General features: G+C 51.9%; 10 protein-coding genes. 4 read left to right on the forward strand and 6 right to left on the reverse strand.

Going from position 1 to position 12,071, the window contains the following annotated elements; translation table 11 throughout:
• Positions 1–58: 58 nt before the first annotated feature.
• Positions 59–1,216: an HD domain-containing phosphohydrolase gene (locus ACGHM3_RS03425; RefSeq protein ID WP_345420059.1), complete on the reverse strand. Its 1,158-nt coding sequence runs from the start codon at positions 1,214–1,216 to the stop codon at positions 59–61.
• Positions 1,213–2,628: an ATP-binding protein gene (locus ACGHM3_RS03430; RefSeq protein WP_345420062.1), complete on the reverse strand. Its 1,416-nt coding sequence runs from the start codon at positions 2,626–2,628 to the stop codon at positions 1,213–1,215. The genes ACGHM3_RS03425 and ACGHM3_RS03430 overlap by 4 nt, the downstream gene beginning before the upstream one ends.
• 193 nt (positions 2,629–2,821) lie before the next feature.
• On the opposite strand from ACGHM3_RS03430, the gene msrP reads away from it, so the two are divergent.
• The 3 genes from msrP to ACGHM3_RS03445 all read left to right on the forward strand — a co-directional run bounded on the left by msrP (position 2,822) and on the right by ACGHM3_RS03445 (position 5,115).
• The gene (gene msrP / locus ACGHM3_RS03435) at positions 2,822–3,829 is read left to right on the forward strand and encodes a protein-methionine-sulfoxide reductase catalytic subunit MsrP (RefSeq protein WP_345420065.1); all 1,008 of its coding nucleotides are present in this window, start codon (positions 2,822–2,824) and stop codon (positions 3,827–3,829) included.
• 121 nt (positions 3,830–3,950) lie between these two features.
• Positions 3,951–4,589 (forward strand): protein-methionine-sulfoxide reductase heme-binding subunit MsrQ, encoded by a 639-nt coding sequence (locus tag ACGHM3_RS03440; RefSeq protein WP_345420068.1) that lies wholly within the window; start codon positions 3,951–3,953, stop codon positions 4,587–4,589.
• A gap of 79 nt (positions 4,590–4,668) precedes the next feature.
• The gene (locus ACGHM3_RS03445; protein WP_345420071.1) at positions 4,669–5,115 is read left to right on the forward strand and encodes a cytochrome c; all 447 of its coding nucleotides are present in this window, start codon (positions 4,669–4,671) and stop codon (positions 5,113–5,115) included.
• A gap of 116 nt (positions 5,116–5,231) precedes the next feature.
• Here ACGHM3_RS03445 and ACGHM3_RS03450 read toward each other — a convergent pair whose 3' ends face one another.
• The gene (locus tag ACGHM3_RS03450; protein ID WP_345420075.1) at positions 5,232–5,990 is read right to left on the reverse strand and encodes a cytochrome b/b6 domain-containing protein; all 759 of its coding nucleotides are present in this window, start codon (positions 5,988–5,990) and stop codon (positions 5,232–5,234) included.
• Positions 5,991–6,029: 39 nt separating this feature from the next.
• On the opposite strand from ACGHM3_RS03450, the gene ACGHM3_RS03455 reads away from it, so the two are divergent.
• On the forward strand, positions 6,030–6,842 hold the full coding sequence (locus tag ACGHM3_RS03455; RefSeq protein ID WP_345420078.1) for a ParA family protein: 813 nt from the start codon (positions 6,030–6,032) through the stop codon (positions 6,840–6,842).
• Here the strand turns inward: ACGHM3_RS03455 and ACGHM3_RS03460 are convergent.
• The 3 genes from ACGHM3_RS03460 to ACGHM3_RS03470 all read right to left on the reverse strand — a co-directional run bounded on the left by ACGHM3_RS03460 (position 6,832) and on the right by ACGHM3_RS03470 (position 11,776).
• Positions 6,832–7,584: a 4'-phosphopantetheinyl transferase superfamily protein gene (locus ACGHM3_RS03460; protein ID WP_345420081.1), complete on the reverse strand. Its 753-nt coding sequence runs from the start codon at positions 7,582–7,584 to the stop codon at positions 6,832–6,834. The genes ACGHM3_RS03455 and ACGHM3_RS03460 overlap by 11 nt on opposite strands.
• A 64-nt stretch (positions 7,585–7,648) precedes the next feature.
• The gene (locus tag ACGHM3_RS03465) at positions 7,649–9,181 is read right to left on the reverse strand and encodes a hypothetical protein (RefSeq protein WP_345420084.1); all 1,533 of its coding nucleotides are present in this window, start codon (positions 9,179–9,181) and stop codon (positions 7,649–7,651) included.
• A 288-nt stretch (positions 9,182–9,469) separates the two neighbouring features.
• Positions 9,470–11,776 (reverse strand): NADP-dependent malic enzyme, encoded by a 2,307-nt coding sequence (locus ACGHM3_RS03470; RefSeq protein ID WP_345420087.1) that lies wholly within the window; start codon positions 11,774–11,776, stop codon positions 9,470–9,472.
• Positions 11,777–12,071 lie beyond the last annotated feature (295 nt).

Consider the following 12,071-nt stretch of genomic DNA (forward strand, 5'->3'; position numbering starts at 1 on the left):
CCCTACTGCCACGCTGCCCGAACATGGCAGTAGGGCTGGGAAAAGACGGCTTGCCGAATTAGGTTTTACGCACCAACACCGTGAAAGGCTCGCGTACGCCAATGCGCTCGTGAAAACCTAATAATCTTCCTACCGCGGTGCTGGTCATCTTTTGCCCCTGGGCCATTAATAGTAGGTCAGTTTGGGAGTGGACATCCTCAGCTAAAATCATTCCAGGGACCAAATCGCTGATTTCGATGGATTTGGGAATCAAAATATTATTGACCGCCGCGCCGGCTTTTTTCAGTGCATCGATATAAATACCGTACTTGCCTTTAAAATGCTGGTGCAGTTTTTCAATGGCTGGTTTGTGGCTGATGCCCTGCATACGCAGATCGTCATAATGGCCTGCAACATAGAGAAAACGCGCGCCCAAGTGAGTTTCATCAGACATTGGCTTGGCTTCTCGGCCTTCGTCTGCGGCGGGTTCCTCAGGGTGGTTTTGATTTCTAATCATCAGCGCCACTTGCTCCATGCGAGGTATTTTGTGCAGCAATTGGTAGGCGGCTTCAGGGTGGTTTTCGTACTGATATTTTTCGTTAGCGTTGAGTTTCTCGCGCAGGTAGACTTTTTCCAGTAGGTCCGGTGGGCAGGTAACGCACCCTAACTGCGAGAGCATGGCGGCGATTTCAAACATCCAAGGCTCGCGCACTTTAGCCATTTTGGCCAGCGACGCTACCACCTGGCGCAGACGTCCACCTCGGCTGAACGCCATGGGGTTCATAATACTGAGCGCTTCACTCATTACCTCCATGCTGGCAAACAGCGTGGTTTTAATGATTTCAGATTCAGCCACATTGCGCTGATATTTAACGCAGGCGTCGGCCAGTATATCTAGTAATTTGTCAGTGTCGCAGGGCTTCATTAAAAAGCGGTATACGCCGCCGTCGTTGACGGCCCGAGCGGACTCTTCGGCATTGGCTTGTCCGGTTAGCAAAATGCGCACGCTGTGCGGAAATCGTTCGCGCACCTCAGTCAAAAACTGAGCGCCGTCGATATCTGGCATAATCATATCGCTGATGACCACCGCATAGGGACCGCTTTGTTCTAACAGTGTAATGGCATCCTTGGCGGACAGTGCGGTATGCACGTTGTAGTGTTTGCGCAAGACATCCTTGAGTCCGTCGAGTACCATTTTTTCATCGTCGACGATTAGAATTTTAGTTTGGTCCGTCATGAGGTAGCCTCCTCATAGCTGTATTCTGGGCTTGTGATGGGCAGGTGCACACTGAATTCGGTGCCAACGTCGATTTCACTTTCCACTTTAATGCTGCCGCCGTGTTGGTTTACCACCACGCGATGGCACAGAGATAATCCCTGTCCGCTGCCCTGGCCGATGGATTTGGTGGTAAAAAATGGATCAAAGATTTTTTCTTTAATGGTGTCGGGAATACCGCAGCCGTTGTCTTTTACTTTAATGACAATTTCGTTATCGACATGGGCGCTGGAAATAATAATTTTGCCGCGGCCACGCAGGTTGTGGCGTAGAAATCTTTCGTTTATGGCCTGAGCTGCGTTAACAATTAAGTTTAGAAATACCTGGTTTAAGTCACCGATATTGCAGTGGGTGTTAGGCAGTTCGGATAAGTGCGTTTCAACATCGGCAATCATTTTATATTCGTTTTTAGCAACCACTAATGTATTTTCGATACCCTCATTAATATTGGCTAGGTTACGTTCGCTCTCAGTGTGATGGCTAAACGCCTTCATCGACCGAACAATGGTGCTTACCCGATCCACTCCAGATATGGCCCGGTCTATGCTTTCTGGCAACCTGTCCAATAAGTAGTCTAGGTCGTAATTCTTATTAATGCTAAGTAGTTTTTGTTTTATCTCTGGCTGGTTTGTGTCGATGAGCTCTGAGTATTCAATGCTAGCTTTTTGCAGATCATTAGCGGCCTCTTGTATAAACCGCAAGCTGTCGCCGATGAACTGAATGGGGGTATTAATTTCGTGGGCAATGCCCGCTGAGAGCAACCCCAACGCCTCCATTTTTTGCGCCAGTCTCAACTCCACTTCGACTTCTTCCCGGTGCCGCATCTCCTGGCGCAGCTTTTCCTGGGAGGCTACCAGCTCGTCATTAATTTGGCTCAGCCTCTCAGTACGCCTTTCTACGCGCTTGGCTAGGGATTCATTGAGCTCTTGTAGCTGACCTTTTATGTTCTCGCTCTTTTCCAGCGAGGAGCGCTGGGCTTCATTTAACAGCAAAAAATAGGTGGTTGGTTCGTACAGCGAGTAATCTTTTAGGCTTAAACCCAGGGCACTTAAGGACTTTAAATCGGTCACCCAGGGCACCCCAATAAACAGATATCCTCCGTGGTGTTGCAAACGTAAAAACTGACCGCGCAGAACCAATCCAGGCTCAACGGTCAATGCGATGAGGAAAATATTCTCAATTCGGTTGTCTAAACCGGCAAGGTCGTTAATGGCGGGTGATTTGAAGGTGAATTGCGCAAACAAGCTCTTACCCTGATCGCTGCGCTGTAAAAAGCGCTGCAGGCTTGGTCCGGTTTGGGTGATTTGGCCGTACTCATCCGATTGGAAGTAGAAGGGAAATATTTGGCCAAATTCGGTGTCGGTAATGTTCATGCGCAGAAAGTGGTTGGTATGGGTACATTACGTGAAACTTTTGTTATCCCTTACACTGTAGCATATGGTTAAAATTGGGTGTGGCAGGTGGGCAATATAGGTTTAGACGACGGCAGAAGTCGATGATGTAGTGCACAAGCGCTTATGTAGTGCACAAGCGCTTATGCCCGCACCCATAATTAAGGTAAGTCTTATGTTGATTAAAACGAAAAAATCATGGCAGCTGAGTGAAGCTCAGGTAACCGATGAAACCGTGTTCCGACAGCGCCGCACATTGCTGCGGCAAATGGGGTTTTTGGGGATGGGGGGCTTGCTGGCCAGCCATGCGCAGGCGGGTGTGTTGGACTGGTTTGGCAACGATAAAAACAGTGGAAGTGGCGCTAAGCTCCAGCGCGAGCTGGAATTTGCCAAGGCCACATCGACGCAGCAAACGCTTACCAGCGAGGCCAAGGTCACGTCCTACAATAATTTCTACGAATTTGGTTTAGGCAAAAATGACCCCAGAGAAAATGCGGCAGGTTTTAGAGTTGACCCTTGGCAACTGCAACTCGATGGTTTGGTGGATCAACCGCAAACCCTAGGCTACGAGGATCTGTTCGGATTCGATTTAGAAGAGCGTATCTATCGCCTTCGCTGTGTGGAGGCGTGGTCTATGGTGATACCCTGGGTGGGCTTCCCCTTGGCGGATATACTTAAGCGCGCCGGCGTTAATTCATCGGCAAAATACATTGCCTTTGAAACCTTGTTCGACCCGAAACAAATGCCAGGCCAACGCAGCCGCCTAGGGGGTGGTATCCGCTACCCTTATGTGGAGGGCTTGCGTATGGACGAAGCCATGCATCCACTGACGTTTATAGCGGTGGGGGTGTACGGTAAAACCCTTGCGCCGCAAAACGGTGCGCCGGTGCGATTGGTTGTGCCGTGGAAATATGGCTTTAAGAGCATTAAATCTATCACTCGCATCCAGGCGGTGGACAAGCAACCGCCCACCACGTGGAATTTGGCCGCGGCCAATGAGTACGGTTTTTACGCCAATGTGAACCCGGAGGTAGACCACCCTCGTTGGAGTCAGGCCACCGAACGCCGTATTACTCGGGGCGGTTTGGGTTCGGATGAGCGCATCGCCACCTTGCCGTTCAACGGCTATGGCGAACAAGTGGCGGGTTTATACCAAGGTATGGATTTGCAGCGCTTTTACTGATATTTCTATCAAAAAACCTCTGTCGATTTGAATTATCTCCGGGCAACGGGCAAGTCAATCCCGCCCGGCAACACCCTTCTGATGGAGACCGTGCTCGCTACTATGGATGGCTAATCTAGCTATGGCTTTTAATATCCCCCCTAATTCCATTACTCGCTTCCAGGTAGGTTGGTCGCGGCTTGCGCTTCACCTCGCTTGTTGCTGGTGGTTGGCCAGCGCTTACTGGTCCGCCTTAAACGACACTATCGGTGGTGATCCTGTGGAATCGCTGATCCACTTCTACGGTCTATCTGCTCTGCGTTTGCTGTTGCTGTCGTTGGTATTGACGCCGCTGGTCCGGTTTAGCCGGCAGCCGGCGCTGATGCGGCTGCGCAGGCCCCTGGGGCTTTGGGCGGCGGCCTTCGCCACGGCACATTTGGCGGTTTATGTGGTCTATGACCTGCAAATGAACTGGGCACTGGTGTTGTCTGAAGTCATCGAGCGGCCCTATATCACCGTGGGGTTTGTCGCTTGGTTGGTGTTGTCGGTGTTGGCGGTTACCTCTTTGCCTCGGTTGGTACGAGCCTTGGGTAAGCGCTGGAAGCCATTACACAACACGGTTTATCTGGCCGCCGCGTTGGTTTGTTTGCATTTTTTGTGGTCCGTAAAAGCCGATATCGTGGAGCCGGGGTTATACATATTAATTCTGGCGGTTTTACTGTTTTTAAGAAAAGAAAAGCTCTTTCGCTATTTTCGCAGCAGCAAACCGCACAACGGATGACGATTGTCACAAAAACCCATTATATTTAGCCTTTTATCGCCATGAAGAGCGATTGTGAAAAACCGATAAGGAGAATTAAATGAAGAAATTAACAATGGCCGCCGCCGCGTTGGTGTTCGCCAGCTCCGTAGCCACCGCTCATACCGACGAAAAAGACCCCGTTAAGGCACAGATTCAATATCGTAAGGCCGTGTTTTCTCTGGTGGGCGCACACATGGGCAAAATGGGTGCGGTAATGAAGGGCGAAGCCAAGTACAACGCCGAAACCATCAGCCAAAGCGCCAATGTGCTTGCGGCCTTGGCGCCGGTGGCCAGCCAGGGTTTTGAAATCGAAAGCCTGGGTCACGGCTCAGAGGCCAAAGCGGCCATCTGGAAAGACAAAAAAGCGTTTGATGAAAAGATGGCGGATTTCGTTGCCGCCACTGCTAAGCTGGCTGCCAGCGCCGGTACCGAAAAAGGCTTTAAATCCAATTTTGGTGCCGTGGGTAAAACCTGCAAAGGTTGCCACGACGACTTTAAAGAATAACCTCGGTTTTAAACTAAATCGCCGAAGGTTTGTAGAGTGATAGCCAGAAGCAAAGGGCCTCCAATCGGAGGCTTTTTTCGCATGATCTGGCAAGCACTGGAAAGTTATAAATAACCTCAGGCGGTAACAAACCACAGAACGCCAACGCAGGCAGCGGCCACGGCTAATGCCAACCAGGGCGAACGCCACTGTGTGGGTGTGCCATCGGCGGTGGTGGTGCTAACTTTTTTATTGCCGGTAATCATTGCGCCTACCAAATGGTCGCCGCGCAGGCTATGCACCACAATAGCCAACACGTGAATCACGACCGCGGCGATGATCAAATTTATGCCCAGCTCGTGTATGTCCATCATGGTATCTTGCACGTCACCGCTGACACTGCTAGCCCAGGGGCCCTCGTAAAAGTAGCCGTCACTGACAAACAGTCCGCTGATTGCTTGTAGTGCCATCAGCGCGATTAACACCAATACAAACCAACCGCCGGCAGGGTTGTGGCCGATGTAGCGGGTGTGCTGGCCACCGGCTAGGCCTTTAAGTTCGGTCAGTGCGGCCAGAGGGCTGCGCACAAAACGGCTAAAGCGGGCTGTTTCGCTGCCCATAACCCCCCAAACAATACGGTACAGCAGGAGGCCAAGCAATGTCCTACCAGCCATCATGTGCCAATCCATTAAATCGTCGGCGATTTCCGCGCTAAACCACAGAAACGCAATTAGGGCGACTATGCTCCAGTGCCAGACACGAGTAGGAAGATCCCAGGCTTTAATTTTCGACGGTGTTATTTCCATAATGTATTTCAGTAATTCCAGGCAAATAGACAATCTAAGCGACTTACGCAACGTGTTTAACGCCGTTGCATTGGCTTGAGTGTTAATCAAGCGTTAAGATGTTGGTTCATTCAAACAAGTTTCCCCGCTATGGACGATGAGATACTAAGCAAACCGAGCGTTCGGGTGATCAGTCGGCCCCAGGCAACGCGCATTATGGTTGCCAACGCCAAAGGTGGAGTTGGTAAGACCACGGTAACCACCAATTTAATCACCCACCTAAGCGAGCAGCACAGCGTAGGGTTGATTGACCTTGACCCGCAGCACAGTGCCAGCTACTGGTTACAAATGCGAGACGAAATAAAACCCACGGTAACCAACTACTCGCCCAAATCCAACGAAGGAGCTAACCACACTCGCAGTTGGATGAAGCACAAAGTGGGCCGCGAGGTGCGTTACTTGGTGTGTGACACCCCGGCCGGATTGCAGTCGCCGGATCTCGACCGGCTACTGGTGGACGCGGATATTCTGTTGATTCCGGTGGCCCCGTCACAGATTGATATTCACGCCACAGCGGGCTTTGTGCAACAACTGTTGTTAAACCCTCAGTACCGAGCCAAACCGGTGCGTCTGGGGGTGATTATGAATCGCGTTAAACGCAACACCCTGAGCTTTCAAAAGCTAACTCGGTTTTTAAGCAGCCTGAAAATACCGGTAATTACTGCGCTGCGCGATACCCAAAATTACCTTAAAGCGGTGGAAGAGGGGCGCGGTATTAATGAGATGACCAAGCGCTACGATTCGGATATCGCTGACTGGCAGCGGATTCTGGCTTGGATCAATAAAGCCGAGCGGCAACAAGCTGTGGCCATGGAGCGCAAGCAGGCGCGGGAAACCCTAGCCCAGGGTTCGGAACAGCTGCTGAGCAAAAACATTCCGCCGGCCGAGGCAGTTAAAGATTAGGGGCGCTTCGATATTCGGGCGCAAGCATCAGTGGCGAGGCCGTAAAGTCCTGGCTAAGGCTATAAAACCGCGGTGCCATGGGTGGGTTAGTAGTGTCAATGCTGGCCCAGGTGCAAAAATAGTTATCCGCCACTCGGTATTGATAAATATGCGTTGCCCGGTTATTGCCGGGTACTTTTTCGTCTTGTAAATCCACCTGCTGCTGCCGCAAAGTAAAATAAAAACTTTGCAGGCTGCGTTGTAAGCCGTCTCCCAGTGCCTTTACGTAGGCTTCTTTTAACGTCCAAAAACGAAAAAAGTTTTCCCGCTGCTGCGCCTCTTGGTTCGGTGCAGTAATTGCGGCGGTTTCTTTTGGGTGGAAAAAACGATCGGCGATTTCCAGTGTAGAGCCACTGCGCTGGGCGCTTTCCACGTCGATGCCCAACAAGGGAGCTTCGGCCAAGGTTACCGCCACCAGGCCTTCCGTATGGGAAACATTGAAGTTTATGCTGCTGCCTGCTAGCTCAGGCCGGCCATTTTTATTTTGGCTAAAACAAAAAGACTCCGGCGCTTGCTGCAACGCCTGCGATAACGCATGGCGCAGTAGGGAGCGGCCGATTAGAAACTGGTGGCTGGCATCGACATGCCGAAAGCGCTCAAAGCGAACTTGGTCTTCGGCGTTTAGCGTGGGCAAAAAGCGGTGTTGGAAGTGTGCCATATTCCAGTCGGAATAATGGCACAAAAAAATACTGGGCTCGTGCATGGCAGGTATGGGTTCTGGCTTAAATCGACGCCCGTGCCTGGGCACGGGGGCGTATTAGGTAAAACTAATTAGGACAAAAACCCGCTACCTCGCTGCCGTCGGCCATAAAACATGTGCCGTTAGAGGTCATGTTGCCGTGTTCAAACTCGCCCTCAAAGCGGTTACCGGTTTCGCTCCAGTAGGTGCCCTGGCCGTGTTTTTTGTCGTTCATCCATTGGCCTTCGTATTTGGCGCCGTTGGGGTAGGTCATAAAGCCGTTGCCCTGGCGGTGGCCGTTGAAGAAGTTACCTTCATAGGAGCTGCCGGATACCCACTGGAAGTTACCCTGGCCATGGGGCTTGCCGGCGCCGTTACAGGTACCGTCGTAGAGGTTGCCGGAATCGAAGGTCAGGCTGCAGGGCTCGGCGGTGGTATCCAGAAGCGCGCCATTGCCGCTTTCGGCGGCTTGATCGGCGTCGGCGTTAATTGAGCGATCTATGATCTGAGGCGGCGCATCGCTATGGGTTTCCGAGAATCCAGAGGACAACTGGAAAGCAGTAAAGCCCAACCAAGCGACCAAACAGAAGAACAGTGCCAATATAATCTTCTGGCCGAAGGTCATTATGGGACGGCGCTCTTTAGGCTCACTGGCTTTTTTACGGCCTACTAAACCGCCCAATTTGTTCATGGCGCCGGGTTGCTCGGCCGCGGGCGCGCTTTTTTCATCGAGGATGGTTTCCAGCGCCTGCCGCTGCATGGCCTCGGTATTCTCATTGCTGGCGGGCACCAGCGTGGTGCCAGCGCCTTCTTCGATAGCTAATACAGAAAACTGATTCGGCCCTTGGTAACTGGCGGCCACTTTAAAATTGGTAATTTGCGAGCCATCCATGGAGGTGATGGGGTAGCGCTTAGCCTTGAAGGCAATGGTGATAACGTCACCGGCTTGCAGGGGCTCCTTCAGGGCCAGTTGTATTTCGTGGGGCTCTTCTGAGGAAACCTGGCGTACCGCCGCTGCCGCCACCGTACACCAGCGATCTTGAGCTTCGGCGCGAAAGTCACCCACGGCTACGCCTTGGTGTGGGATCAGAAAGCGGTTGAGGGCGATGCTGATTTGGGCTTCGTCCATGGCGGTAATCACCGGCTCTTCCGGCGGTGGCCCCGCTTCGGGCTTGGCTTTTTTGGCGATGGTTTCCAGCAGCTTAGTGGAGAACGCCTCTTTTGGCTCGTGCCGTGAGAGCTTCACCGGAATATGGGTAATGAACGCGTTGATGGAGTCATCTAAGGTGTTAGACCACATCAAGGCTTCTTGTGGGTGGTAGTGTAGCTCCAGCTCGGACACCGGCGGCAGGGGCTCTTCAAGCACCAAAATGATGCTGGTGCGAGGCTCGTCTGCGGTGGGCTGAGGTTTCAGCTGTAGTGCGATGGGCCGCACGTTGCTGTTGGTATTGGCCTCACACACCGGCAGCGATATCGAGAAGTCCTCTGGGTTGGGCTTCAAGTCGCAATCTAAGTCTTGATCGACATCCATACGCACGAACACACCGGATGCGATGGCAGTGTCAAAATGAAAAGGCAAGGCGTCCTCACCTGTGTCTAGGGCTGTTGAATCTGATTGCATAGGTAAATAATCGGTTGCGAATGCTTTGCGGCCGGGGGCCATTTACTACGAGATTGACTAGTCGATCCAGAGCCAAGCCCGTGTTTATCAGGCATTACTACTGGTTTTAATACTAATACTCTATTCCATTCTTCCGGAATACGCCATTTCAAGGTGATCAGTTTGCGTTCGATTATGTAAAAGCGTGATCAGTTCCCGCTAAAGGGTCGAAGATTTGAACTGGTGGGCAAAAAAAATGAGCGCCGGAGCGCTCATTGTGGGGTTGGCTGTCGATGTTGAGCTCTGTGATTAAGACGTTTGGGTCTTTTTCAGGCTCAAGATATCGGCGGCGGCCAGGGCACTCATGTTGATAACACCGCGCGGCGTGGCGGAGTTGATCAAAATGTGAGCTGGCTTGGCCAAGCCGGATAGGATCGGGCCTACCAGGGTGCCGTTGGCCTTGCGACGAATCAGCCCCAGGGCAATGTGAGCGGCATCCATGTTAGGGAAGACCAACAGATTGGCGACGCCCTCTAGCTGGCTGTGACGGTAGATGTCCTCACGGTACTCAACGTTTAGCGCCGTCATGGCGTGCATTTCGCCGTCGATGCTGAGATCTGGAAACTGCTTGCGCAGAATCTCAGCTGCTTTGCGCATCTTTTTGGCCGATGGCGCAGAAGATGTGCCGAAGTTAGAGTGCGACAACAACGCGACTCTTGGCTCTACGCCGAAGCGCTTTACTTGCTCAATAGCCGACGCGGCAGACAGTACGATCTGTTCGATGGTTGGGTCGATGTTTACGAAACAGTCTGTGAAGAACAGCGGGCCGTCTTTTAATATCAGGGTAGACATTGACGTGAGGTGGGGCTGCTCTGGGTTGATGCCAAATACTTCGGTGATGCGACGCAGGTGATAATCGTAGCGACCTACTTTACCGCACAGCATGCCGTCCACTTTGCCCTGTTGTACCAACATGGCTGCGGCCACGGTGGATTGGGTGCGCAACATGGTTTCACAGGCCTCGTAGGAAGAGCCCATGCGGCCGACGATGGCGTGGTAGTCCTCGGTGAGGCTTTCCATCAGGCCGGCTTGCAGTGGATCTACCACGTCGATGTCTTTACCGATGGTTAGGCGCAGGCCCAAATCAGAAATCTTCTGCTGAATAACGTCTTCTCGGCCAACCAAAACTGGTTTGGCGATGGCTTGGTCTACCACACTTTGAATGGCGTGTAGGATGGTTTCGTTTTCACCTTCGGCGTAGGCAATACTGGCAACTTCGTCACCGGCCTGGGCCATATCAACCACCGGCTGCATAAACATGCTAGTGCGAACCACGTGGCTGTTCAGCTCGGCCTGGTAAGCTTCCAGGTCAGCGATGGGGCGGGTGGCCACACCGGATTCCATGGCCGCCTTAACTACGGCGGGAGGCACGGTGGCAATTAAGCGAGAATCGAAGGGCTTAGGAATGATGTAGTCTGGGCCAAACTTCAGTTGCTCGCCGGCGTAGGCTTCGGCTACCTCGTGGGTAGATTCCTGCATAGCCAGTTCGGCAATGGCTTTAACACAGGCCACTTTCATTTCTTCGTTAATGGTGGTGGCGCCGCAGTCCAATGCACCACGGAAAATAAACGGGAAACACAGGACGTTGTTTACCTGATTGGGGTAGTCCGAACGGCCGGTGGCGATGATGCAATCTGGGCGAGCGGCTTTTGCTTCTTCCGGAGTGATCTCTGGGATGGGGTTGGCCATGGCCAGTACCAGGGGGTTTTCGCGCATGCCTTTAAGCATGTCTGCCGTTACCGTGCCCGGTCCAGATAAACCCAGGAAAATATCTGCGCCGTCCAGGCATTCTGCCAGGGTGCGTTTGTCGGTGACTTGCGCGTATTCTTCTTTGTAACGGTTCATGCCTTCGGCACGGCCTTGGTAAATAACACCACGGCTGTCACAAACGTAAACGTTATCCTTCTTAAGGCCCATGCTGACCATGAGATTGATACAGGCCAAGCTGGCAGCGCCGGCACCGCTGGCTACCAATACGACATCTTCGATTTTTTTGTCGACAATTTTGAGCCCGTTGTACACAGCGGCGGCGGCCACAATAGCGGTGCCGTGCTGGTCGTCGTGGAATACCGGAATGTTCATTTTTTCTCGGCACATACGCTCAATTTCAAAACACTCAGGGGCTTTAATATCCTCTAAGTTAATGCCACCAAAAGTGGGCTCGAGCGCAGTCACTATGTCGACAAAACGATCGACGTTGGGCTCGTCAACTTCGATGTCGAAAACATCGATGTTGGCGAATTTTTTAAATAAAACGGCTTTACCTTCCATCACAGGCTTGGATGCCAATGGGCCGATATTACCCAGGCCTAATACCGCAGTACCATTTGAAATTACGCCAACTAAATTTCCGCGCGCGGTCATATCGGCAACAGCGGAAGGATCTTCTTCAATTAAACTACAGGCGTAGGCAACGCCCGGAGAGTAGGCGCGGGCCAGATCAGATTGAGTGTCTAGGCGGGTGGTGGGGGTAACTTCTAACTTACCTGGGCGAGGAAAGCGATGATAATTAAGCGATGCCTGTTTGAAACTTTCATTTTTGTCTGATTCAGACATATGTGTCTCCTTCAATGCTTTATTAATGTATCAACGTAAACGAAACAGGCATTGTTTGGTTTGTGTCGCTGATGGCTGCTTGTAGAATTTTTATGACGTTGCTGGATGGTTCGCAGGGATGACTTGCCGATAGACCCGTTAACGTACTTTTATAGACAACACCTTTTGGGTGTTGGGGATGGCTTTTTGAGCCGGGGAAGATAAGGGCACTTTATACAGCATGCAGCCCAGTAAGTGTAGGGCTTTACGGCTATTTGGGAGGTAATTTTTTAGCAGTACTATTGGCGGGGTAAAT

The organism is Halioxenophilus aromaticivorans (assembly GCF_042850945.1).
Lineage (GTDB): Bacteria > Pseudomonadota > Gammaproteobacteria > Pseudomonadales > Cellvibrionaceae > Halioxenophilus > Halioxenophilus aromaticivorans.

What these genes read in the sequence shown, in the direction of transcription:
- ACGHM3_RS03425 (WP_345420059.1), bottom strand. Translation starts at nt 1,216, where the DNA reads ATGACGGACCAAACTAAAATTCTAATCGTCGACGATGAAAAAATGGTA.
- ACGHM3_RS03430 (WP_345420062.1), bottom strand. Translation starts at nt 2,628, where the DNA reads ATGAACATTACCGACACCGAATTTGGCCAAATATTTCCCTTCTACTTC.
- msrP (WP_345420065.1), top strand. Translation starts at nt 2,822, where the DNA reads ATGTTGATTAAAACGAAAAAATCATGGCAGCTGAGTGAAGCTCAGGTA.
- ACGHM3_RS03440 (WP_345420068.1), top strand. Translation starts at nt 3,951, where the DNA reads ATGGCTTTTAATATCCCCCCTAATTCCATTACTCGCTTCCAGGTAGGT.
- ACGHM3_RS03445 (WP_345420071.1), top strand. Translation starts at nt 4,669, where the DNA reads ATGAAGAAATTAACAATGGCCGCCGCCGCGTTGGTGTTCGCCAGCTCC.
- ACGHM3_RS03455 (WP_345420078.1), top strand. Translation starts at nt 6,030, where the DNA reads ATGGACGATGAGATACTAAGCAAACCGAGCGTTCGGGTGATCAGTCGG.
- ACGHM3_RS03460 (WP_345420081.1), bottom strand. Translation starts at nt 7,584, where the DNA reads ATGCACGAGCCCAGTATTTTTTTGTGCCATTATTCCGACTGGAATATG.
- ACGHM3_RS03465 (WP_345420084.1), bottom strand. Translation starts at nt 9,181, where the DNA reads ATGCAATCAGATTCAACAGCCCTAGACACAGGTGAGGACGCCTTGCCT.
- ACGHM3_RS03470 (WP_345420087.1), bottom strand. Translation starts at nt 11,776, where the DNA reads ATGTCTGAATCAGACAAAAATGAAAGTTTCAAACAGGCATCGCTTAAT.